This window comes from Pseudomonas sp. SD17-1 (assembly GCF_029201585.1).
In the GTDB taxonomy this organism is placed as follows: domain Bacteria; phylum Pseudomonadota; class Gammaproteobacteria; order Pseudomonadales; family Pseudomonadaceae; genus Aquipseudomonas; species Aquipseudomonas palmensis.
In genome coordinates, this window is sequence record NZ_CP104044.1 from 5,269,520 (window position 1) to 5,293,707 (window position 24,188).

The window sequence follows — 24,188 nt, forward strand, 5'->3', positions numbered from 1 at the left end:
TAGCTGAGCAGAGTGAGGCAAGCAATGACTGAACACGTTCAAGTCGGTGGCCTTCAGGTCGCCAAAGTCCTGTTCGACTTCGTGAACAACGAAGCCATTCCCGGAACCGGCGTCAACGCCGAGCAGTTCTGGATCGGGGCAGAGAAGATCATCAACGACCTCGCTCCAAAGAACAAAGCCCTGCTGGCCAAGCGTGACACCCTGCAGGCGCAGATCGACGCCTGGCACCAGGCGCGCAAGGGCCAGGCCCACGATGCTCCGGCTTACAAGGCCTTCCTCCAGGAGATCGGCTACCTGCTGCCAGAAGCGGCGGACTTCCAGGCCTCCACCCAGAATGTCGATGACGAGATCGCTCGCATGGCCGGCCCGCAGCTGGTAGTGCCGGTGATGAACGCACGCTTCGCCCTCAACGCCTCCAACGCCCGCTGGGGCTCGCTGTACGACGCGCTGTACGGCACCGACGCCATCAGCGAAGCCGGTGGCGCCGAGAAGGGCAAGGGCTACAACAAGGTACGCGGCGACAAGGTCATCGCCTTCGCCCGCGCCTTCCTCGACGAGTCTGCGCCACTGGCGGCCGGCTCCCACGTCGATGCCACCCGTTACAGCATTGCCGATGGCAAGCTGGTGGTCACCCTCAAGGGTGGCAGCAACAGCGGCCTGCGCGACGACGCGCAACTGGTCGGCTACCAGGGTGATGCCACGGCCCCTGTCGCCGTGCTGCTGAAAAACAACGGCCTGCACTTCGAAATCCAGATCGATGCCAGCACCCCGGTCGGCCAGACCGACGCCGCTGGGGTCAAGGACGTGCTGATGGAAGCCGCCCTGACCACCATCATGGACTGCGAAGACTCCGTGGCCGCGGTGGATGCCGACGACAAGGTGGTGATCTACCGCAACTGGCTGGGCCTGATGAAGGGCGACCTGGCCGAAAGCGTGAGCAAGGCCGGCCAGACCTTCACCCGCACCATGAACCCGGACCGCGAGTACACCGCGCCCAATGGCGGCTCGCTGAGCCTGCATGGCCGTTCGCTGCTGTTCGTGCGCAACGTCGGTCACCTGATGACCATCGACGCGATCCTCGACAAGGATGGCAACGAAGTGCCCGAAGGCATCCTCGATGCGCTGGTCACCAACCTGGCTGCGGTGCACAACCTCAATGGCAACACCACCCGCAAGAACAGCCGCACCGGCTCGGTGTACATCGTCAAGCCGAAGATGCACGGCCCTGAAGAAGCCGCCTTCACCAACGAGCTGTTCGGTCGCGTCGAAGACGTGCTGGGCCTCAAGCGCAACACCCTGAAGGTCGGCATCATGGACGAGGAGCGCCGTACCACGGTCAACCTCAAGGCTTGCATCCAGGCCGCCAGCGAGCGCGTGGTGTTCATCAACACCGGCTTCCTCGACCGTACCGGCGACGAGATCCACACCTCCATGGAAGCGGGCGCCGTGGTGCGCAAGGGCGCCATGAAAACCCAGAAGTGGATCGGTGCCTACGAGAACAACAACGTCGACGTGGGCCTTGCCACCGGCCTGCAGGGCCGCGCGCAGATCGGCAAGGGCATGTGGGCCATGCCTGATCTGATGGCCGACATGCTCGAGCAGAAGATCGCCCACCCACTGGCCGGTGCCAACACCGCCTGGGTGCCGTCGCCGACCGCCGCCGCGCTGCACGCGCTGCACTATCACAAGGTCGACGTGTTCGCCCGCCAGGCGGAGCTTGCCAAGCGTGCGCCGGCCTCGGTCGACGATATCCTGACCATTCCGCTGGCCACCGACACCAACTGGTCGGACGAAGAGATCCGCAACGAACTGGACAACAATGCCCAGGGCATTCTTGGCTATGTAGTGCGCTGGATCGACCAGGGCGTGGGTTGCTCGAAAGTGCCGGACATCAACGATGTGGGCCTGATGGAAGACCGCGCCACCCTGCGGATTTCCGCGCAGTTGCTGGCCAATTGGCTGCGTCACGGCATCATCAGCGAGGCGCAGGTGATCGAAGGCCTCAAGCGCATGGCGCCGGTGGTCGACAAGCAGAACGCCAACGACCCGCTGTACCGCCCGATGGCACCGGACTTCGACAGCAACATCGCCTTCCAGGCGGCGGTCGAGCTGGTGATCGAGGGTGCGAAGCAGCCGAACGGTTATACCGAGCCGGTACTGCATCGCCGTCGTCGCGAGTTCAAGGCGCGCAACGGGCTGTAAGCTCGTTACAGCGCTGCCTGACGCACCCCTTCGCTGGCAAGCCAGCGAAGGGGTTCAGCCGATGCCCAGCTCATGCCTCACCAGCTTCACCAGCTTTTCCAGCTTCTCCTGGTCGAGCGGCTTGAGCAGAAAGTCGACCACGCTCAGGTGCATTGCCGCAATCGCGTCCTGCACCTTGGCATCGCCCGACACGATGATGATCGGCAACGCGGCCTGGTCCGACTCACGAATCTGCTCGATGAACTCGATGCCCCCCACCGGCTGCATGCGCAGGTCGGTAATCAGCAGCCCGATCCTGGGTTCGCGCTTGAGGTAGTCGAACGCCACCGTGGTGTTTTCTGCGGCAAGGCAACGAATGCCATGGGCCTTCAAGTAACTCGCCAGCGCTTCGCGCGACCCTTTGTCGTCTTCGACGATCAGCACCTTGGGCAGCGCGGTCCCGCGCGCAGTCACGCTCGCCAGCGCCTTGCGCTCGGCTTCGCTCAGTATGTCGTCGGCTTCGGGCATGGCTGTTCCATCGTAAAAATATCCGTTGAATCAAGTTCAGACCGCAAACGCATGTGCCGCAACCCGCCTTTCGTCGGATAATTGACGCTTACCCACTTTAGACAAACGTCCAATGGGCACTGCGCACCCCGCGGCCGACCATGCAGCACGATAAAAACAAATGCTCGGCCCTCGGCGCCGACGCACAGATGCGGTAAAGCTCATGAGCAAGATGGACGCCTTCGACCAGGCCGGCAAAACCGCAGTACTGCAGAATATTCACGGCACCATGCAGTTCCTGCAACGCTTTCCTCCCTTCAACCAGATGGAAAACGCCCACCTGGCGTACCTGGTGGAACAATGCCAGCTGCGCTTCTACGCCAGCGGTGAGAGCATCATCAAGCCTGCCGACGGACCCGTCGAGCACTTCTACATCGTCAAGCAGGGACGCGTGGTGGGCGAGCGCAACCATGCCGCCACCGGCACCGAGACCACCTTCGAGATCACCGGAGGCGAGTGCTTCCCGCTGGCCGCCCTGCTGGGCGAGCGCGCCACCCGTACCGAACACCTGGCCGCCGAAGACACCTTCTGCCTGCAACTGAACAAGGCGGCGTTCATCCGCCTGTTCGCACTCTCAGAAGTGTTTCGGGATTTTGCCCTGCGGGGTGTCAGCAGCCTGCTCGACCAGGTCAACCAGCAGGTCCAGCGCCGCGCAGTTGAAACCCTTGGCAACCAGTATTCGCTCAATACCCGCCTGGGTGAGCTGGCCATGCGTCATCCGGTCACCTGCGCCCCAGATACGCCCGTACGCGAGGCCGTACGCCTGATGCACGAGCAGCAGGTGGGCAGCATCGTGATCGTCGACGAGCAGCGCGCACCGGTCGGCATCTTCACCCTGCGCGACCTGCGCCAGGTGGTGGCCGATGCCAGTGCCGACTTCGCCGCGCCGATCGCCGCGCACATGACCGCCGCGCCTTTCTACCTCAGCCCCCAGGCCAGCGCCTTCGACGCCGCCATCGCGATGACCGAGCGCCATATCGCCCATGTGTGCCTGGTACAGGACCAGCGTCTGTGCGGGGTGGTCTCCGAGCGCGACCTGTTCTCGCTGCAGCGGGTCGACCTGGTACACCTGGCACGCACCATCCGTCACGCCGCGCGGGTCGAGAACCTGGTGTCGCTGCGCGGCGAGATCGGCCAGCTGGTCGAGCGCATGCTCGCCCATGGCGCCTCGTCCACCCAGATCACCCACATCATCACCCTGCTCAACGACCACACCGTGTGCCGGGTGATCGAACTGGCGATCCAGGACAAGGGCAACCCCGGCGTGCCGTTCAGCTGGCTGTGCTTCGGCAGCGAAGGCCGCCGCGAACAGACCCTGCACACCGACCAGGACAACGGCATCCTGTTCGAGGCACGCGACGCGGCCCAGGCTGCCGAAATTCGCGCCCGCCTGCTGCCGCTGGCGCAGCACATCAACCAGGGCCTGGCGCAGTGCGGCTTCACCCTGTGCAAGGGCAACATCATGGCCGGCAACCCCGAGCTGTGTCTGTCGAGGGCCGAGTGGGCACGGCGCTTTGCCGCGTTCATCCGCGAAGCCACCCCCGAGAACCTGCTGGCCTCGAGCATCTATTTCGACCTGCGCGTGGTGTGGGGCGACGAACAGGCGTGCGAACAACTGCGCCAGGGCATCCTCGACCAGGTCGCCGACAACCGCCTGTTCCAGCGCATGATGGCCGCCAACGCCCTGCGCCAGCGCCCGCCCGTGGGGCGCTTTCGCGAGTTCGTGCTGACCCGCAGCGGCAACGACAAGGCCGCCACCCTCGACCTCAAGGTGCAAGGCCTCACGCCCTTCGTCGACGGCGCGCGCCTGCTGGCGCTGGCCAATGGCGTGCACGCCAACAACACCCTGGAGCGCCTGCGCCAGCTGGTAGGCAAGGAAGTGATCGACCCGCTCGATGGCGGCGCCTATGAAGAGGCCTACCACTTCATCCAGCAGACCCGCATGCAGCAGCACCAGTTGCAGACCCGCCAGAACCTGCCCTACTCCAACCGCGTCGACCCCGACAGCCTCAACGACCTGGACCGGCGCATCCTGCGCGAATCGCTGCGCCAGGCCCAGCGTCTGCAAAGCAGCCTGGCCCTGCGCTACCAACTATGAGCGACCTGTCATGAGCCTGTTCGCCTGGCTGCGCCCCAGCCAACCCCCACTGGACGCCGCCCAGCAGCAGCGTCTGGCCCAACTGCCCGGCCCCGCCCCGCTACAGGACCACACCCTGCGCGCCCAGCGCTGGGTGGTGCTGGACCTGGAAACCACCGGCCTGAACCTGAACCGCGACCAGGTGCTGTCGATTGGCGCGGTGGTGATCGAGGACGGCGCCATCGACTTCAGCCAGCAGTTCGAGCGCACCCTGCACCGGCATGACCACAAGCCAGGCCCCAGCGTGCTGATCCATGGCCTGGGGCCCAGTGCGATTGCCGCCGGCTGCGTGCCGGCCGATGCACTGCTCGACCTCATGGCGTTCATCGGCGACAGCCCGCTGCTGGCGTTTCACGCCGGCTTCGACCAGCGCATGCTCAGCCGCGCCCTGAAGGACAGCCTGGGCTACCGCCTGCAGCACCCGTTCATCGACGTGGCCGAGCTGGCCCCGCTGCTCAACCCCGACGTGGTGTTGCGCGACGCCGGGCTCGACGACTGGACCGCGCACTTCGGCCTGCAGGCCGGTGAACGCCACCACGCCAGCGCCGATGCACAGGTCACTGCCGAACTGGCACTGATCCTGTTCAGCCAGGCGCGACGCCAGCACATCGACAGCCCGCTGCTGCTGGAGCATCGCCTGCAAGGCTGGCGCCGGCGACGGCAACACAGCCACGGCTTCTGACCAGCCCCCGGATACGACATCCGATGAGCGTTAATTGCACAGTGCCAGCGGCTCTGACACAATCGCGAATAATTCTCGTTAGTTAACGCATCTATTCCGGGGAACACCTTGTCGTCAGTGCAAAGCCCACACGGTGAGCTGGTTGGTGCGCTGTACCGTGACCATCGCGGCTGGCTGCTGGGCTGGCTGCGGCGCAACGTCGCCTGTGCCGAGCGCGCCGAAGACCTGAGCCAGGACACCTTCGTGCGCCTGCTCGGGCGCGAGCAGCTGCCCGCACCACGCGAGCCGCGGGCGTTCCTGGCCGCGGTGGCGCGCGGCCTGCTGTTCGACCATTTTCGCCGGGCGGCACTGGAGCAGGCATACCTCGCCGAACTGATGCTGATCCCCGAAGCCGAGCAGCCGTCACCGGAAGAACAGCACCTGATCCTCGAAGACCTCAAGGCCATCGACCGCCTGCTGGGCAAGCTGTCGAGCAAGGCGCGCGCCGCGTTCCTGTACAACCGCCTCGACGGCATGGGCCATGCCGAGATCGCCGAGCGCCTGGGCGTGTCGGTGTCGCGGGTGCGCCAGTACCTGGCCCAGGGCATGCGCCAGTGCTATGTGGCGCTGTACGGCGAGCCGACATGAACGGCTTCAGTAGCAGGCCGGTATCGGCCAAGGTGCTTGATGCCGCCATCGCCTGGCAGCTGTGCCTGGATGCGGGCAGCGCCGAGGAACGTGCCGATTTCGAGCGCTGGCACGCGGCAGACGAAGAACATGCGCGGGCCTGGATGCAGCTGGGCATGCTCAACCAGCGCTTCGCCGCAGCGGCCGGCCCGGCGCGCAAGGCCCTGGGCGAAACCCGGGCCGGCCTGCGCCAGCGCGTGCGCAAGCTGGGCAGCGGGCTGGCCAGCATCCTGCTGGTGGGCGGCCTGCTCGGCTGGCTGAGTACCCACCAGAGCCTGGACTACTGGCTGGCCGACCAGCGCACGGCCACCGGCGAGCAGCGCAGCCTGCGCCTGGAGGACGGCACCCTGCTCAGCCTCAACACCCATTCGGCGGTGGATGTTCGCTTCGATGGCCAGCAGCGCCTGATCGTGCTGCGCGAAGGCGAGATTTCCATCGAGACCGGGCACAAGGATGACCGTCCGTTCATCGTCGCCACGGCCGACGGGCGCCTGCGTGCACTGGGCACACGCTTCCTGGTGCGCCTGGAAGACCAGGGCACGCGCCTGAGCGTGTTGCAGTCGGCGGTGGCAGCCAAGCCGCAGGACAGCGGCGACGAGCAGATCGTGCGCGAAGGCCAGCAGGTGATGATGAGTCACGACCAGCTGGGCAGCATCGATCCGCTGGCCCTGGGCGCCGACGCCTGGACCCACGGCATGCTGGTGGTCGACAACGTGCGCCTGGATGCGCTGGTGCAGGAGCTGGGGCGTTACCGCAGCGGCTACCTGGGGGTGTCGCCGGAGGTGGCCGGGTTGCGCATTACCGGCAGCTTCCCGCTGCACGATACCGACCTTGCGCTGCAGTCGCTGCTGCCGACCTTGCCGGTGCAGGTGCAAAAGCGCACGCCATGGTGGGTGACGATCGTGGCCAAGGGCGAGACCCCGTAAAACGCCTTCGCCTGCAACGCCCTCCTGCAGGAGCGGGCGTTGCCGGCGAAGGCCTCAACATTATTTTTTACCCACCCCCTGACACTTTTCCCTTTTCACTCGGCATGGAAGCTAGTTAGCACTATTGCGCCGAGGAACCGCTGCATGTCCCGTCCCCTTGAAAAGCTGTTGCGTCATTGCCTGCTGACCCTGGCCCTGACCAGCACCGCCGCCATCGCCGCCGAATCGAGCGCCGCGCGCAGCTACAGCCTGCCCGCCGGGCCGTTGTCGACCACCCTCAACCTGATCGCCAGCCAGGCCGGCATTGCCCTGACCCTGGACCCGAGCCTGGCCAGCGGACGCACCTCGGCGCCGGTCAGCGGCCAGTACGACGGCCTCGGCGCCCTGCAGGCCGCCCTGCGCGGCACCGGCCTGCAACTGCAGCAGAGCAGCGCCGGCACCTACAGCCTGATCGCCGCCCCCGAAGGCAGCCTGGCCCTGCCGGAAACCAGCATCAACGCCGCCGGCGACTACGAGAGCGCCTGGGGCCCGGCCACCGGCTACGTCGCCACCCGCACCGCCGCCGGCACCAAGACCGACACTCCGATCGTCGAGGCGCCACGCTCGATGTCGGTGATCACCCGCGAACAGCTCGACCAGCGCCAGGTGCTCAACCTCAACGACGCGCTGCGTTACACCGCGGGCGTGCAAAGCAGCGGCTATGGCTCGGACTCGCGCGCCGACTGGCTGCGCGTGCGCGGCTTCGACCCCACCCAGTTTCTCGACGGCCTGCCGCTGCCCAAGGGTTCGTTCGCCAACCCCAAGGTCGAACCCTGGAACCTGGAACGCATCACCGTACTGCGCGGCCCGGCCTCTTCGGTGTATGGCCAGACCCCGCCCGGCGGCATGCTCGACATGCTCAGCCGACGCCCGCAGGCCGAAAGCGTGCACCAGATCGAAGCCCAGGTCGGCAGCAACGAACACCGCCAGATCAACTTCGACAGCACCGGCAAGATCGACGACGCCGGCCAGTTTCTGTACCGCGTCAGCGGCGTGGTACGCGACAGCAACGCACCGGTCGACCATATTCCCGACAAGCGCTACAACCTCGCCCCCAGCCTGACCTGGAACGTCGACGACGACACCAGCCTGACCTTCATCTCGCAGTTCACCCGCGACGATACCGGCATCACCGGGCAGTTCCTGCCCTTGCAGGGCACCCGGCTGGCCTCGCCTGCCGGGGCAAAGATTTCCCACCACAAGAACCTCGGTGAGCCGGGCTGGGATTTCTACGACCGCACCTACTACGCCCTGGGCTACGCCTTCGAGCACCGCCTCGACGACGTATGGCAGCTGCGCCAGAACCTGCGCTACACCAAGAGCGACCTGTCGTTTCGCGCGGTCAACGTGGCCACCTTCAACACCGTAGAACCCGACGGCACGGTCAACCGCGAGGCCGGCATCGTCAACGAAGACATCAGCCAGTTCGCCGTCGACAACAACCTGCAGGCCAACTTCAGCACCGGCGCGCTGGAGCACACCCTGCTGCTGGGCCTGGACCACCAGCGCTCCAACACCAACTACCAGTGGCTGTATGGCGGCTCGTACAACTACGACGCCAACGGCAACATCAGCGGTATCAACGTGCCGCCGATCAGCGTGATCCGGCCGGTGTATGGCGCCGACATGTCCAACGTGAACTATTTCGCGCTGCAGGACTACGGCCAGAAAACCCGCCAGACCGGCGTCTACGTGCAGGACCAGATCGCCCTGGACAACTGGCGCCTGACCCTGGGCGGGCGTGAGGACTGGATTCACACCGGCACCACCTTCCACAACAAGGGCGACGCCACCAGCACCCAGCGCGACAAGGCCTTCACCGGCAACGTGGGCCTGAGCTACGTGTTCGACAACGGCCTCACCCCGTACCTGTCCTATACCGAGTCGTTCCAGCCGACCACCGGCGCCAACGTGGATGCGGCGCAGTCGTTCAAGCCCACCGAAGGCCGCCAGTACGAAGTGGGCGTCAAGTTCCAGCCGGTGGGCAGCAACACCCTGCTGACCGCTGCCGCCTACGACCTGCGCCAGAGCAACGTGAAGGTCACCGAAGGCAGCATCTCTCGCAGTGTCGGTGAATTGCAGGTGCGCGGCATCGAGCTGGAAGCCACCAGCGCCGTCACCGACAACCTCAAACTGGTCGGCTCCTACACCTACACCGATACCGAGATCCGCAAGGGCGTGCCTGGCGAAGTCGGCAACCGCATGGCGCTGATCCCGCGCAACCAGGCCACCCTGTGGGCCGACTACACCTGGCACGCCGGCCCGCTGGACGGCTTCGGCATGGGCGCCGGGGTTCGCTATGTCGGCGATACCTACGGCAACACCGCCAACACCGAGGTGGCGCATGTAGGCTCCTACACCGTGTACGACGCTGCCGTGCACTACGACCTGGGTCGCCTGGACAGCAGCATGAAGGGGCTGAGCGTGGCGGTGGAAGCCAAGAACCTGTTCAACAAGGACTACCTGGCCAACTGCGACGGGTTCTGGTGCTACTACGGCGACCAGCGCAACGTGGTCGCCAGCGTGAACTACACGTTCTAGGGCCAACGATGAAGAGCCAAACCATACGTCGCTGGTCGTGGGTGCATACCTGGAGCAGCCTGGTGTGCACGCTGTTTCTGCTGTTGCTGGCGCTGACCGGGCTGCCGCTGATCTTCCACCACGAGATCGACCACCTGCTGGGCGATGCGCCCGAGCTCAAGGTAATGCCCGCCGACACACCCAGACTCGACCTGCAGGCCCTGGTGCTCAAGGCCCAGGCCCATCGCCCGGGCGAGGTGATGCAGTACTTCGGCTGGGACGAGGACGACAGCAACGGCGTGATCGCGATCATGGCCGCCACCGCCGGTACCGAGCCCAACTCGTCGCACACCTTCATGCTCGACGGGCGTACTGGCGAGGTGGTGGAGATGCCCTCGGCCAACGGCGGCTTCATGCTGACCATGCTGCGCCTGCATGTGGACATGTTCGCCGGCTTGCCGGGCAAGCTGCTGCTGGCCTTCATGGGCCTGCTGTTCGTGGTGGCGATCATCTCCGGGGTGGTGCTGTACGCGCCATTCATGCGCAGGCTGAAGTTCGCCACGGTACGCCACGACAAATCGCGGCGCCTGCGCTGGCTCGACCTGCACAACCTGATCGGCATCGTGACCCTGACCTGGGCGCTGGTGGTGGGCGTGACCGGGGTGATCAGCGCGCTGTCCGACCTGGTCATCGCGGCCTGGCGCAACGACAGCCTCAGCGCGATGATCGCACCGTACCGCGATGCACCGCCGCTGACCGCACTGGCCCCGGCCAGCCGTCTGCTGGACATTGCCGCCGAGGCGGCGCCGGGCATGCAGCCGGACTTCATCGCCTTCCCCGGCACGCGCTTTTCCAGCGAGCACCACTATGCGGTGTTCATGAAGGGCAGCACCCACCTGACCGCTCACCTGCTGACCCCGGTACTGATCGATGCCAGCACCTTGCAGGTGACGGCGATTGGCGAGCGGCCGTGGTACATGGACGCGATGGGCCTGTCGCAGCCGCTGCACTTTGGCGACTACGGCGGCCGGCCGATGCAGATTCTATGGGCGCTGCTGGATGTGCTGACGATCATCGTGCTCGGCAGCGGCGTGTATTTGTGGTGGGTGCGCAGGCGACGTGATGAAGCGTGAATCGAGGTTCTGGAAGGTGTTCGGCATGCCGGGCCTGATTGCCCTGCTGGGCGCAGTGGGGCTGTTCGCGGCGCTACTGGGGGATGGCCCGTGGGATGTGCTGGCGTGGGTGGGGCTGGCCCTGCCGGTGGGGTACAGCCTGCGAGGTTTTTGGCCGGCCGCGCGATAGTCTTGGCCGGCAAGGCCGGCGCCTGCAAGGTTTCACGTCGTCTACAGGAGCCGGCCTTGTCGGCGAAGGCGCAGGTCAGTCAGCCAGTTTCGGCAGGCACTCATCCAGCCGCTGGTGCAACGCACTGTCCGCCGGCCAGTTGCGCAACAACCGCGCCCGGTCACGGGCGAAGGCCTTGGCGAAACTGAGCTGGGTGGCGTGCTGGCACATCGCATCAAGGTCGATCAGCGACCATTGACCGTCCTGCCAGAACAGGTTGTGGCCCTTCAGGTCGCCGTGGCTGATGCGTTCGCCCATCAGCTGCTGCAACAGGGTCTGCAGCGCTTGCAGTTGCTCCTCTGGCACCTCGGCGCTGTCGACGTAGGGCGCAAAGCTCTCGATCAGGTCCGGCCCGTCGGCGTACTCGGTCACCAGGTACGCACGGCTGCGCAGCCCCAGCACGCGCTGCTCCAGCACCGCCACCGGCCTGGGCGTGGCGATGCCGAGGAACTCCAGGCGATGCCCTTCGATCCACGAATGCCAGGCCCGGCTGGGGCGCCAGAAGCGCTTGAACCAGTGGGCGGTGTTCTTGATGTTGTAGCGCTTGAGCACCAGGCTGCGACCGCCCGCCTCGACCCGTGCCACGCTCGCCGCGCCGCCAGTCTTGTACAGGTGGCCCTGGTCGATCAGCGCGTCGGCCTGCTCCAGCACCGGCAGCATGGCCGCCACCTCCGATCGACGGATCGCGCGCAGGCCCGAGGCCCCGCGCTGCACGCTGAACAGCGTGCACTCGCGACCAGCCTTGTCCAGGTAGTCCTTCAGACGCCAGCTGCGCACCTTGTCGATCTGCTTCTGCAAGGCTTCCAGCGGCAGCGCATGCTCGCCGTTGACCAGCACGTAGTGCACCAGCAGTTCCTCGACGAAGGGCTCCAGGCGCTTGGGCAACTGCGCAAAGAATACCCCCAGGTTCTGCAGCACCTGCTGACGCGACAGCGGCTGGCCCGGGGTTTCGGCCTTCACCCCCGCGCCATCGATCAGGTACAGCTCCCCGCCATGGCGCAGCAGGTTGTCCAAGTGCAGGTCAGCCTGCCACAGGCCCTTGGCATGCATCTGCGCCACGGCGCGCAGGGCTTCGCCCAGCACTTCCTGCTGGGCATCGGCAAGCACCGGCAGGCCCTCGACCGCCGCCCAGGCATCCGCCAGGCTGTGGGCGTGCTCAAGAAATTCGAACAGCAGCCAGCCGCCCTCGCCTTCACGCAGGCCGTCGGCCAGCAGCAACGGCGTGGTCAGCCCCTGGCTGGCCAGCAGGCGCGCACCGTCCAGTTCGCGCTGGAAGTGGCGGGCGGCGCTGCTGCCCACCAGCAGCTTGGCCAGCACCGGCTTGCCACGCCAGATCCCGGCACCGACATACCGCTGCCCCGGCAGCACCCGCAGCAGGCTGAGCAGTTGCAGCTCGGCCGGCCCGGCGGCGTCGGCCAGGGCAATGCTCAATGGCAGTTGCGGGCTGCGCCCGGCGTCCTTGAGTTCAGACAAACGCATCAGCGGGCCTCTTTTTCACGACGGCGATGCAGCAGGCGCTGCAGCCAGGTATCCACCAGCGTACTGTCGGCCGGTTGCTCCAGGTAGGCGGCCAGCATCAGCCGTACATCGCTCTCGCTCCATGCGCCGGCACGACGCAGCAGCGGCTCCAGGTCCTTGAGGCGATCACGCTGGCCCAGCAGCAGCGGCCGGGTTTTCTCCAGGTCGATCAACTGCGCCTGCCAGCCTTCGCTGCGCTCGCGCAAAAAGATGTGCTTGGGGTAGAAGCAGCCATGCACCTGCCCCGCCGCGTGCACCGTGCGGGCCAGTTCGCCACAGGCGCGCAGGATGCCCTGGCGTTGCTCCAGGGCCAGTTGCGGCCACTGCCCGAGCAGGTGGTCAAGATCGCTCCAGTCATCCAGCGCACGGGTCATCAGGATCGCGCGGCGCTCGCCGTCGACCCTGCGCTCGGCGTAGAACAACGCCTGCAAGGCCGGGATCTGCAGCTTCTGGTAGCGCTTGATGTTGCGAAACTCGCGGGCGAAGGTCGGCTCGCCGAAGGGGCTGTGCAGGGTGCGCGTGAGGTAGTCGCTCTGGCGCTTGAGGTAGAACCCCTTGCCCTCCAGCTCCAGGCGGTACACGCGGCTCCAGCCGCCGCGCCCGGTGTTGGGCTCGTCCACGGCGTCCAGCTGCAGCGCCCACAGCGCCTCGAAGCTGTTCAGGCCGTGGCGTTCAAGCAGTGCAGCTTCGGCACTGGCCAGGAAATCACTCATTCGCGCCCCTCGAAAAACGTCACGACGTGCCGCACGCGGCGCTTGTCCGACGCGTTCAGGCGATCGCGACGGCGATATTGCAGGTAGAACCGCAGGCGCTGGGTGGCCGACAGGTGATACTTGGCCACCTTGTCCAGGCAGGCCAGATCCTTGGTGATGCGATAGCGCAGCATGAAGCCGACCCAGAACGCACCGGTCGGGCAGTCGATGAAGAACAGCATGCCCTTGTCATCGACCAGCAGGTTGCGCCACTTGAGGTCGTTGTGGGTGAAGTGATGGTCGTGCATCACCCGCGTGTGGCGGGCCAGCTGTCGGCTGACATGGTCGACCCAGCCGGCATCTGCCAGGCGCGGGTCGTTGCGCTTGGCCAGCGCCGAGAGGTCCTCGGTGCGCGGCAGCTCGCGGGTGATCATGGCGCCCCGGTGGAAGGCGAAGCCGCGCCGTTCCAGGCCGCAGGCCACCACCTCGGCGGTGGGGATGTCCCACTTGGCGAACTGCTTGAGGTTCTGCCACTCGGCCTTGATCCGCGGGCGCCCCAGGTAGCGGCGCAGGCCCTTGCCGGCGCCGGTGTAACGCTTGACGTAGTAGTTCACCCCGCCGCGCTCCACGCGAATCACTTCGCTGAGCGGGTCGTGGGTGAGGCGTTCGCCCTTGAGCGCGAACACCGCGTCGATGCTGCCGAAATCCTGTGCCAGGGCCGCGTAGGCCGGCTCCAGTGTCCAACCCGCCATCAGAGCGCGTCCCCATACCGTTGTTTACGCTCGTAGAGCTTGTTTGCCTTGCCCTCCAGCCAGCGCAGCAAGGTTGCGTGCTCGGCCAGGATCTGGCGCAGCGGCTGCTGGAAGTAGCCGCGCAGAAAGCGCAGCTTGTCGCGTCGGGTCAGGCCGATGTCCAGCGCCGAGAAGTACAGCGCGGCCAGGTCCTTGTCGCGCCAGCGTCGGGAAATGCTGGCGCGGGTCTGGGCCCGGTGCAGGTCGATCACCGACAGCCTGAAGTCGTCCGGGGTTACCGGGCGGTCGGTGTGCAGCAGAAAGTGGCAGATGTAGCAGTCGCGGTGGTTGACCCCGGCGCGGTGCATCATGCCGGTCATGCGCGCCACCTCGGCGATCAGCGCACGCTTGAGACGCGGCGCCGGCGGCGTCCTGACCCAGTCGAGGCTGAAGTCCTCGAGGCTGACGGTGGGCGCCAGCTCCTCGGTGACGATGAACGAATGCTGGGTCGCCGGGTTGCTGCCGCGTTCGCCGTAGGCCACCGCGGTCATGGTCGGCACCCCGACTTGGTGCAGGCGCTGGATGGCCTGCCATTCCTGGCCGGCACCGAGCACCGGCAGCTTGGCGGTGAACAGGTTCTTGAAGATCTCGCCCCAGCCGATGCCGCGGTGGATCTTGACGAAATAACCGTTGCCCTCGACCTCGGTGCGCAGCGTGCGCCGGCCTTCCAGCTCGCGGTACACCTCGCCTTGCAGGGCCTCGACGGCGTCGAAGGCATCGCGCCCGGCCCACAGGCGCTTGAAGGGTTCAGCCAGTATCAGTTTCATGCGCGCTCCTGCGCCAGGATCACGTCGGCCGCATGCTGCGGCATGCTGTACAGGTCGGCGGTGTCGGCGAATGCCAGGCCGTTGCGGCCCCAGTCGGCACGCGCCGCATCGTCTTCGAGCATACGTTGCAGGTAGCGGTTGAGTTGCTCCTGCTCGAACGGCTCGTCGAGCACCAGGCCGGCATCGGCCTCAGCGATGTAATGGGCATAGCCGCACACTGCCGAAACCAGTACCGGCAACCCGGCCACCACGGCTTCGAGCAGCACGGTGCCGGTGTTCTCGTTGTAGGCCGGGTGGATCAGTGCGTCGGCCCCGAGCAGAAAGCGCGGGATATCGCTGCGGCCCTTGAGGAACTGCACCTGCTCGGTCAGCCCCAGGGTCGCGCTCTGCAGCTGGAACACCTTGGGGTCGTCCTGGCCGATGACCATCAGCCGGGTGCGCTTGCGCAGGCTGTTGGGCAAGGCGGCCAGCGCCTTGAGGCTGCGGTCCACGCCCTTGGTCTTGAAGCCCGAGCCGATCTGCACCAGCAGGCGCTCGTCGTCCGCCAGGTTGAACTCGCGGCGAAACTCGGCGCGGATCTCGGCGGCATTGGCCGGCGCCCGGCGGTCCTGGCTGATGCCCGGAGGCAGCAGGTGGAAGCGCTCGGCGGGGGTGCCGTAGTGCTTGACGAACAGCGGCTGCTGGACCTCGGAGATCATCAGGATCTGGGTCTTGGCGTCCTTGCCGAACACCGCACGCTCGTACTCGGCAAAGTGGCGGTAGCGGCCCCAGCGGCGGTACAGCGAGTGGCGCAGGTTCTGCGCCTTGTCCTCGAAGCAGCCGTCGGCGGCGTAGTACACGTCCAGCCCCGGCATCTTGTTGAAGCCGATCAGGCGGTCGACCGGGCGCCTGGCCAGGTCGGCCTGCATCCAGTCGGTGAGCTTCTCGTTGCGCCGATGGTTGAACAGCGCCTTGACCGGCGCCACCAGCACTTCGAAGCCCTCGGGCACGTCGCCCTCCCAGATCAGGGTATACACCCGGATCTGGTGGCCACGGCGCTGGCACTCCAGGGCGATGCGCATGAAGTCACGCTGCAGTCCGCCGAAGGGGAAATACTTGTAGAGCACAAAGGCCAGTTGCATCAACGCACATCCTCTGCCCGCAGCAACGCGCTCAACTGGCTCGCCACACGCTCGGGGTTCAGGCGAGTGAAGCACAGCGGCCACTCGCGTTTGAGATCGAACCGGCGCCGGTCGTCGGCGCTCGGCTTGTAGGTGCACTTCTTCTGCAGGCACGGGGCGCAGGGGAAGTCACTGCCCAGGTGCACCTGGGCCTTGCCGTAGGCCCCGGTCAGGCCCGGGTTGGTAGGGCCGAACAGCGACAGGGTAGGCACATCGAGTGCCGCCGCCAGGTGCCCAAGGCCGGTGTCGACGGCCACGCAGGCCTTGGCGGCAGCCAGCACCCGGGCGACCCCGGCCAGGTTCAGCCTGGGCAGCACCTGGGCGTTCTTCAGGCCCTGGGCGATGCGCTCGGCGCGGGCCTTTTCGGCCGGGTTGCCCCATGGCAGGCAGATATGCAGGCCGGCACGCCCCAGGCGTTCGGCCAACTGGCGCCAGTACAGTTCGGGCCAGTGCTTGGTGTCCCAGGTGGTGCCATGCAGGAACACCACGTAGGGCTTGGTGGGTATCTCTTCCAGGCGCGAGCGATCCAGGCCGTAGTCACCCAGCCCCGAGGGCAGGTCGTAGCCCAGCGCCAGGGCGAACAGCTGGCGCACCCGCTCCACCGCATGCTGCCCGCGGGCCACCGACAGGCGCCGGTCGTAGAAGCGGCTGGCCAGCCCCTCGCGTGCCGAGTAGCGGTCCAGCCCGGCCACCGGCGCCTTGACGTAGCGGGTCAGCCAGGCGCTTTTCACCAGGCCCTGGGCGTCGATCACCAGGTCGTACTTGCGCTCGCGCAGGCGCTTCTTGAACTGGCGCCATTCGCCGTTCTTCAAGGTTTGCCAGAGGTTCTTGCGCCAGCGACGGATGGCCACCGGGATCACGTGATCGACCGCAGGGTGCCAGGTGGGGATTTCGGCGAAGCCTTCCTCGACCACCCAGTCGAAGCGGATGCCGGGAATGGCGTGCGCCGCGTCGGTCAGTGCCGGCAGCGCGTGGATGACATCCCCCAGCGAGGAGGTCTTGATCAGCAGTACCCGCAACTTAATCGACCTCGACCGTGACGTCGACCAGCGACGGACCGTTGAGCCGCTGCAACGCCGAGGCCACCGCCTCCGGTTCCAGCAGACGCAGGCAATTGTAGTGGCCGAAGCGGCAGGTGCGGTCGAAGCACGGGCTGCATTCCAGCCCCAGGCGCACCACCTCGACCTGGTCGGCCAACGGTGGGGTGAAGCCCGGCGAGGTCGACCCGTACACCGCCACCAGCGGGCGATTGAGCGCTGCGGCCACGTGCATCAGCCCCGAATCGTTGGACACCACCGCATCGCTGCACGACAGCAGGTCGATCGCCTCGGCGAGCGAGGTCTCGCCGCTGAGGTTCACCGACTCTTCACGCAGGCCCGGGATCAGCCACTCGCGGATCGATTCACCCACCGCATGGTCGTTTTTGGAGCCGAACAGCCACACCTGCCAGCCTTCGCGAATCTTGATTTCCGCGACCTTGGCGTAATGCTCCGAGGGCCAGCGCTTGGCCTCGCCGAACTCGGCGCCGGGGCACAGCGCCAGCACCGGGCGGTCCAGGCTCAGGCCGAACTTGGCCAGCGCCGCATCGCGGCTGGCGGTCTCGATCTGCAGGCTGGGGCGCGGGTAGGGTTTGGGCAGCTCGGCACCGGCGGGGTAGCCCAGGGCCATGAAGCGCTCGATCATCAGCGGGTAGCGCGCCTTGTCGAGGGTGCGCACATCGTTGAGCAGGCCGTAGCGCAGCTCGCCACGCCAGCCGGTGCGCTGCGCGATACCGGCAAAGAACGGCACCAGCGCAGACTTGAGCGAATTGGGCAGCAGGATCGCCTGGTCGTACTGACCGGCCAGCGACTTGCCGATGCGCCGGCGCGTGGCCAGTTCCAGCGCGCCGTGGCCGAGCGGGAAGCTCAAGGCCTGGCGCACTTCGGGCATGCGCTCGAGGATCGGGCGGCTCCATTCGGGTGCCAGCACATCGATCACGCACGCAGGGTGACGCTGCTTCAGCACATGGAACAGCGTCTGCGCCATTACCATGTCGCCCACCCAACTGGGCCCAATGATCAAAATTCTCATGCTTTATCCAGAAACGATCAGGGAGGCTACAGCCTGTTTTCCAACAGCCTGGCCTCCCCTCTTTATAATCAGGCGTGGTGCGACCAGTGTACGCCACTCAGTGTAGGACGTGGTCGCCGCCGCTTCATTGCGCCGTATCGCCTGGTGGCTGTTCAGCCCGCGTTCAGGTCAACCCCAGCTCGCCCCAGATGCGCCGTACCTGCCGGCGCTCGTCGACGAACTGCCCGGCGTCGATCACCCCGGCCTGCTTCTGCAAGGCCTGGCGGTGCGCGGCGGAGCGGAAGGCCTTGTACACTTCACGCAACAAAATTGCATCGCTGGCCGGCATCAGCCCGACCTCCTCCAGCCCTTCGAGAATGCGGATGTTGTCGGTGTAGCGCAGCAGTGCCGGGTGCGTGTGGGACCAGGCCAGGGCCGCGTATTGCACCATAAATTCAATATCGACGATACCACCGGCATCCTGCTTGATATCGAAGGCAACCCCGCTGTCGAAGGCGTTGGGCCCAAGCCCGGCCTGGGTCGCCCGGGTGCCGAGGTTGTCGCGCATCTTGGCGCGCATGTCGCTGACTTCGGCCCGCAGCTTGTCCAGGTCGCGGGCCTGTCCCAGCACCTGCGCCCGCACCCCCTCGAAGGCCGCCCCCACCTGCGGGCAGCCCACCAGCACCCGCGCACGCACCAGTGCCTGGTGTTCCCAGGTCCAGGCCTCGTTGCGCTGGTAGCGCTCGAAGGCGCCCAGCGAACTCACCAGCAAACCCGAAGCGCCGGACGGGCGCAGGCGCATGTCCACGTCATACAGCTGGCCGGAGTTGGTCTGGGTGGTCAGCAGGTGAATGATGCGCTGACCCAGGCGGGTGAAGAACTGCGCACTGTCGATGGGCTTGGCGCCATCGGTCTCGGCCTGGGGGTCACCGTCGTGGATGAACACCAGGTCCAGGTCCGAGCCGTGGCCCAGCTCGATGCCGCCGACCTTGCCGTAGCCGACGATGATGAAGCCGGGGTCGCACAGGCTGCCATCGCTGCGCCTTGGCTGGCCATGACGCGCCACGGTCTGGCGCCAGGCCAGGGCCAGCACCTGGTTGAGAATGGCTTCGGCCAGCCAGGTCAGGTAGTCGCTGACCTTCATCAGCGGCAGGTTGCCGGCGATTTCCGAGGCGGCCACGCGCAGGCTGTGGGCCAGCTTGAAGTGACGCAGCGCTTCCATCTGCTGTTCAAGGTCATCCTCGGGGATGCGCGTGAGACGCTCGCGCAGCTCGGCGGCCAGCTCCGGTGCTTGGGGCGGGCTGAACAGGCGGCCTTCGTTGAGCAGTTCATCGAGCAGCAGCGGGAAGCGCGTGATCTGCTCGGCGATCCACGGGCTGGCGGCGCACAGGGTCAGCAGGCGGCGCAACGCACCGGGGTTTTCGGTCAGCAGCACCAGGTAGGCCGAGCGCCGCGCCACGGCCTCCACCAGCGGCAGCACGCGTTCGAGCACCAGGTCCGGGTCGGCGTGCTCCACCGCCTGCGCCAGCAGGCGCGGTATAAAGGCATCGAGGCGTTCGCGGCCCAGGCGCTGCATGGCACGCAACTGCGGGCTGGCGCGCAGGCTGGCCAGCTGCTTGAGCGCCCTGGCCGCATCGGCGAAGCCGGCGTCGGTCAACTGGCGGCAGGCGGCCTCTTCGTCCTGGGCTTCTTCCCACAGCGGCAGCCACTCGCCACCGACCACCACTTCGCCCTCTTCGCCTTCCTCTTCATCGGGGTCGGCGATCACCTGGCGGAAGTGCCAGTCGATGCGCCCGCGCCAGTGCATCAGTTGCGCGTGGAAGCTCGCCCAGTCGGCAAAACCGAGCATGAAGGCGATACGTGCGCGGTCCAGTTCGTCGTCGGGCAGCATCTGGGTCTGGCGGTCGGCGATGGCCTGGATGGCGTGTTCGGTATAACGCAGGAACTCATAGCCCTCGCGCAGCTCGCTCACCACCGCCGGCGGCAGGTAGCCCTGGCCTTCGAGCGTCGCCAGCACCTTGAGCAGCGGTCGCTGCTGCAGGCTCAGGTCGCGCCCGCCGTGGATCAGCTGGAACGCCTGGGCGATGAACTCCACCTCGCGGATGCCACCGGCGCCCAGCTTGATGTTCTCGGCCATGCCCTTGCGCCGCACCTCCTGCTGGATCAGCTGCTTCATGGTGCGCAGCGCCTCGATCGCCGAGAAGTCCAGGTAGCGCCGGTACACGAACGGGCGCAGCAGGTCCTGCAGCTGCGCGCCGGCCTGCTGGTCGCCGGCCACCACACGGGCCTTGATCATGGCGTAGCGTTCCCAGTCGCGGCCCTGGTCCTGGTAGTACTGCTCCAGTGCATTGAAGCTGAGCACCAGCGCGCCGGACGAGCCGTAGGGGCGCAGGCGCATGTCGACGCGGAACACGAAGCCGTCGACGGTGATCGGGTCCAGTGCCTTGATCAGGCGCTGGCCCAGCCGGGTGAAGAACTCCTGGTTGTCCAGCGGGCGCTTCACGCCCACGGTTTCGCCGCCCTCGGGGTAGGCGAAGATCAGGTCGATGTCCGACGACAGGTTCAGTTCCACCGCCCCCAGCTTGCCCATGCCCAGCACCACCATCTGCTGGGGCAGGCCGCTGCGATTGCCGGTGGGGGTCCCGAACTGCGCACACAGGCGCGGGTACAGCCATTGATACGCCTGGTCGATGGCGGCATCGGCCAGGTCGGACAGGTCGCGGCAGGTCTGCACCAGGTCGGCCTGGCGGGTCAGGTCGCGCCAGATGATGCGCACCTGCTGGCGGGTGCGCTGGCGGCGCAGGTTGCGCGCCAGTTCGTCTTCGCTGCCGGCGGCCTGCGCCGCACCGGCCACCTGGGCACACAACTCGCCGGCGGCGAAGGCGCGGTCGAGCTCGCCGCTGGCGGCCAGGGCCAGCAGCATCGCCGGGTCGCGCACGCTCTGTTCAAGCACGAAATCGCTGGCCGCCGCCACGCGGGCGAACTCGGTCCAGCGCTGCTCGTTCCAGTCGTCCAGGCTCAGCCCGTCGACGGCCGCGACGGCGTTGCGCAAAGAGGTGGCATTACGGCTGACCAGCGGTTGCAGGGCAGCGGGCAGTTCGGCCAGCAGGGGCAGGCTCATGGTCTATCCTTGATCGGCGTGAAAGGGTTGGTGGCACTTGGGCAAGGGAACTCGGCGTACGGTTCGACTGTCGTACAAAGGTCATAAATAGCTGAAAAACGTAATTCTTTGATAGAAATCATCGCAAACAACCGCATGCCGACCAGTTTTTAACCACCGGTATCGTTTTATCCCACAACCCGAACAGGGGCCACGAGCCTTATCCGTGTAGTTTTACTACTGCTTTTTTACTGTCAACGCATGTAATGAGGATCGATTTGTAGTAAAACTACACGCCGCCGGTACAACGCCCGGTAATCCAAGAATTTCATGTCGTCTGCCCAAAAGGCCAGTCGCAAACTCAGGCAACCGATTCTGGAAGCCTTTCCGCCCTGGAGCAAGCCATGCAAGACCTCGATCCCGTCGAAACCCAGGAATGGCTGGACGCCCTGGAGTCGGTTCTCGACAAAGAAGGCGAAGACCGCGCTCACTATCTGATGACCCGTATGGGCGAGCTGGCCACCCGTAGTGGCTCCCAGCTGCCGTATGCCATCACCACGCCATACCGCAACACGATTCCCGTCACCCACGAAGCACGCATGCCTGGCGACCTGTTCATGGAACGCCGCATTCGCTCGTTGGTCCGCTGGAACGCGCTGGCCATGGTAATGCGCACCAACCTGAAAGACTCGGACCTGGGCGGCCACATCTCCAGCTTCGCCTCCAGCGCCACGCTGTACGACATCGGCTTCAACTACTTCTTCCAGGCCCCGACCGACGAGCACGGCGGCGACCTGATCTACTTCCAGGGCCATGCCTCGCCGGGCGTCTACGCCCGTGCCTTCATGGAAGGCCGCATCAGCGAAGACCAGATGAACAACTTCCGTCAGGAAGTCGATGGTCAAGGCCTGTCGTCCTACCCGCACCCGTGGCTGATGCCTGACTTCTGGCAGTTCCCGACCGTGTCGATGGGCCTGGGCCCGATCCAGGCGATCTACCAGGCACGTTTCATGAAGTACATGGAAAGCCGCGGCTACATCCCTGCCGGCAAGCAGAAGATCTGGTGCTTCATGGGCGACGGCGAGTGCGACGAGCCGGAATCCCTGGGTGCGATCTCCCTGGCAGGCCGCGAGAAGCTGGACAACCTGATCTTCGTCATCAACTGCAACCTGCAGCGCCTCGACGGCCCGGTTCGCGGCAACGGCAAGATCATCCAGGAACTCGAAGGCGTGTTCCGTGGTGGTGGCTGGAACGTCAACAAGGTGGTCTGGGGCCGTTTCTGGGACCCACTGCTGGCCAAGGACGTCGACGGCATCCTGCAGCGGCGCATGGACGAAGTCATCGACGGCGAGTACCAGAACTACAAGGCCAAGGACGGCGCGTTCGTCCGTGAGCACTTCTTCAACACCCCGGAACTCAAGGCCATGGTCGCCGACCTGTCCGACGACGAGATCTGGAAGCTCAACCGTGGTGGCCACGACCCGTACAAGGTCTATGCAGCCTACCACCAGGCGGTCAACCACAAGGACCAGCCTACGGTCATCCTGGCCAAGACCATCAAGGGTTACGGCACCGGTGCTGGCGAAGCCAAGAACACCGCGCACAACACCAAGAAGGTCGACGTCGACAGCCTGCGTCACTTCCGCGATCGTTTCGACATCCCGGTCAAGGACGAAGACCTGGAGAACCTGCCGTTCTTCAAGCCTGAAGAAGGCAGCGCCGAAGCCCGTTACCTGAGCGAGCGCCGTTCTGCCCTGGGCGGTTTCGTGCCACAGCGCCGGGCCAAGAGCTTCAGCATCCCGACCCCGCCACTGGAAACCCTCAAGGCGATCCTGGACGGCTCGGGCGACCGTGAAATCTCCACCACCATGGCCTTCGTGCGCATCCTCGCGCAGCTGGTCAAGGACAAGGAAATCGGCCAGCGCATCGTCCCGATCATCCCGGACGAAGCGCGTACCTTCGGTATGGAAGGCATGTTCCGCCAGCTGGGCATCTACTCGTCCGTCGGTCAGCTCTACGAGCCCGTCGACAAGGACCAGGTGATGTTCTACCGCGAGGACAAGAAGGGCCAGATCCTCGAGGAAGGCATCAACGAAGCCGGCGCCATGTCGTCGTTCATCGCCGCCGGTACCTCGTACTCGAACCACAACCAGCCGATGCTGCCGTTCTACATCTTCTACTCGATGTTCGGCTTCCAGCGTATCGGCGACCTGGCCTGGGCCGCTGGCGACAGCCGCACCCGTGGCTTCCTGATCGGCGGTACTGCCGGGCGTACCACCCTCAACGGTGAAGGCCTGCAGCACGAAGACGGTCACAGCCACATGCTGGCCGCGACCATCCCGAACTGCCGCACCTATGATCCGACCTACGGCTACGAGCTGGCGGTGATCATCCAGGACGGCATGAAGAAGATGACCGAAGAGCAACAGGACGTCTTCTACTACATCACCGTGATGAACGAGTCCTACCAGCAGCCTGCCATTCCGGCCGGTGTCGAGGAAGGCATCATCAAGGGCATGTACCTGCTCGAGGAAGATACCAAGGACGCAGCGCACCACGTCCAGCTGATGGGCTCCGGCACCATCCTGCGCGAAGTGCGTGAAGCGGCGAAGATCCTGCGTGAAGAGTTCAACGTCGGTGCCGACGTGTGGAGCGTCACCAGCTTCAACGAACTGCGTCGCGACGGCCTGGCCGTGGAGCGCAGCAACCGCCTGCACCCTGGCCAGAAGCCCAAGCAGACCTACATCGAGGAGTGCCTGGGCGGCCGCAAGGGCCCGGTCATCGCCTCTACCGACTACATGAAGCTGTTCGCCGAGCAGATTCGTCAGTGGGTACCGAGCAAGGAATTCAAGGTCCTGGGTACCGATGGCTTCGGTCGCAGCGACAGCCGCAAGAAGCTGCGTCACTTCTTCGAAGTCGACCGTCACTTCGTGGTGCTGGCTGCCCTGGAAGCCCTGGCTGACCGTGGCGAGATCGAACCGAAGGTCGTGGCCGATGCCATCACCAAGTTCGGCATCGACCCGGACAAGCGCAACCCACTGGACTGCTGAGG

General features: G+C 65.9%; 18 protein-coding genes. 9 read left to right on the plus strand and 9 right to left on the minus strand.

Annotated features, from left to right (window positions below; genetic code table 11):
- Positions 1-24 precede the first annotated feature (24 nt).
- Complete coding sequence (locus N0B28_RS24165) at positions 25-2,202, plus strand: malate synthase G (protein WP_043863672.1); 2,178 nt, start codon at positions 25-27, stop codon at positions 2,200-2,202.
- Between the two features lie 54 nt (positions 2,203-2,256).
- Here the strand turns inward: N0B28_RS24165 and N0B28_RS24170 are convergent, their stop codons facing one another.
- On the minus strand, positions 2,257-2,709 hold the full coding sequence (locus N0B28_RS24170) for a response regulator (protein ID WP_054915983.1): 453 nt from the start codon (positions 2,707-2,709) through the stop codon (positions 2,257-2,259).
- A gap of 202 nt (positions 2,710-2,911) precedes the next feature.
- Here N0B28_RS24170 and N0B28_RS24175 point away from each other — a divergent pair, with 202 nt between their 5' ends.
- The 7 genes from N0B28_RS24175 (at position 2,912) to N0B28_RS24205 (ending at position 11,020) form a co-directional block, all read left to right on the plus strand.
- The gene (locus N0B28_RS24175; RefSeq protein ID WP_258660269.1) at positions 2,912-4,846 is read left to right on the plus strand and encodes a DUF294 nucleotidyltransferase-like domain-containing protein; all 1,935 of its coding nucleotides are present in this window, start codon (positions 2,912-2,914) and stop codon (positions 4,844-4,846) included.
- Positions 4,847-4,856: 10 nt separating this feature from the next.
- Complete coding sequence (locus tag N0B28_RS24180; protein ID WP_275729276.1) at positions 4,857-5,567, plus strand: 3'-5' exonuclease; 711 nt, start codon at positions 4,857-4,859, stop codon at positions 5,565-5,567.
- Between the two features lie 108 nt (positions 5,568-5,675).
- A complete protein-coding gene (locus N0B28_RS24185; RefSeq protein ID WP_043863668.1) occupies positions 5,676-6,194 on the plus strand; it encodes an RNA polymerase sigma factor in 519 nt (172 codons plus the stop codon).
- On the plus strand, positions 6,191-7,159 hold the full coding sequence (locus tag N0B28_RS24190) for a FecR family protein (RefSeq protein ID WP_275729279.1): 969 nt from the start codon (positions 6,191-6,193) through the stop codon (positions 7,157-7,159). Before N0B28_RS24185 ends, N0B28_RS24190 begins: the two co-directional genes overlap by 4 nt.
- A gap of 144 nt (positions 7,160-7,303) precedes the next feature.
- Entirely contained in the window at positions 7,304-9,739 is a 2,436-nt protein-coding gene (locus tag N0B28_RS24195) for a TonB-dependent siderophore receptor (RefSeq protein ID WP_213606433.1), read from the plus strand.
- 8 nt (positions 9,740-9,747) lie between these two features.
- The gene (locus tag N0B28_RS24200; RefSeq protein WP_054915987.1) at positions 9,748-10,851 is read left to right on the plus strand and encodes a PepSY-associated TM helix domain-containing protein; all 1,104 of its coding nucleotides are present in this window, start codon (positions 9,748-9,750) and stop codon (positions 10,849-10,851) included.
- Positions 10,838-11,020: a hypothetical protein gene (locus N0B28_RS24205; RefSeq protein WP_088514279.1), complete on the plus strand. Its 183-nt coding sequence runs from the start codon at positions 10,838-10,840 to the stop codon at positions 11,018-11,020. Before N0B28_RS24200 ends, N0B28_RS24205 begins: the two co-directional genes overlap by 14 nt.
- 75 nt (positions 11,021-11,095) lie before the next feature.
- On the opposite strand, the gene N0B28_RS24210 is transcribed toward N0B28_RS24205, so the two are convergent.
- The 8 genes from N0B28_RS24210 to glnE form a co-directional block, all read right to left on the minus strand.
- Positions 11,096-12,538: a lipopolysaccharide kinase InaA family protein gene (locus N0B28_RS24210; RefSeq protein WP_275729287.1), complete on the minus strand. Its 1,443-nt coding sequence runs from the start codon at positions 12,536-12,538 to the stop codon at positions 11,096-11,098.
- Positions 12,538-13,290, minus strand: a complete 753-nt coding sequence (locus tag N0B28_RS24215) for a lipopolysaccharide kinase InaA family protein (protein WP_275729290.1) — start codon at positions 13,288-13,290, stop codon at positions 12,538-12,540. The genes N0B28_RS24210 and N0B28_RS24215 overlap by 1 nt, the downstream gene beginning before the upstream one ends.
- A complete protein-coding gene (locus N0B28_RS24220; RefSeq protein WP_043863661.1) occupies positions 13,287-14,021 on the minus strand; it encodes a lipopolysaccharide kinase InaA family protein in 735 nt (244 codons plus the stop codon). The genes N0B28_RS24215 and N0B28_RS24220 overlap by 4 nt, the downstream gene beginning before the upstream one ends.
- Positions 14,021-14,827: a lipopolysaccharide core heptose(I) kinase RfaP gene (rfaP, locus tag N0B28_RS24225; RefSeq protein ID WP_043863660.1), complete on the minus strand. Its 807-nt coding sequence runs from the start codon at positions 14,825-14,827 to the stop codon at positions 14,021-14,023. Before rfaP ends, N0B28_RS24220 begins: the two co-directional genes overlap by 1 nt.
- A complete protein-coding gene (locus tag N0B28_RS24230; protein ID WP_058541814.1) occupies positions 14,824-15,948 on the minus strand; it encodes a glycosyltransferase family 4 protein in 1,125 nt (374 codons plus the stop codon). The genes rfaP and N0B28_RS24230 overlap by 4 nt, the downstream gene beginning before the upstream one ends.
- Complete coding sequence (gene waaC / locus N0B28_RS24235) at positions 15,948-17,006, minus strand: lipopolysaccharide heptosyltransferase I (protein ID WP_054915991.1); 1,059 nt, start codon at positions 17,004-17,006, stop codon at positions 15,948-15,950. The genes N0B28_RS24230 and waaC overlap by 1 nt, the downstream gene beginning before the upstream one ends.
- 1 nt (position 17,007) lies before the next feature.
- Entirely contained in the window at positions 17,008-18,057 is a 1,050-nt protein-coding gene (gene waaF / locus N0B28_RS24240; protein ID WP_043863657.1) for a lipopolysaccharide heptosyltransferase II, read from the minus strand.
- A 163-nt stretch (positions 18,058-18,220) separates the two neighbouring features.
- A complete protein-coding gene (gene glnE, locus N0B28_RS24245; RefSeq protein ID WP_229588945.1) occupies positions 18,221-21,157 on the minus strand; it encodes a bifunctional [glutamate--ammonia ligase]-adenylyl-L-tyrosine phosphorylase/[glutamate--ammonia-ligase] adenylyltransferase in 2,937 nt (978 codons plus the stop codon).
- Between the two features lie 383 nt (positions 21,158-21,540).
- Between glnE and aceE the strand changes: the two genes are divergently transcribed.
- Complete coding sequence (gene aceE, locus N0B28_RS24250) at positions 21,541-24,186, plus strand: pyruvate dehydrogenase (acetyl-transferring), homodimeric type (RefSeq protein WP_043863655.1); 2,646 nt, start codon at positions 21,541-21,543, stop codon at positions 24,184-24,186.
- Positions 24,187-24,188: the final 2 nt, after the last annotated feature.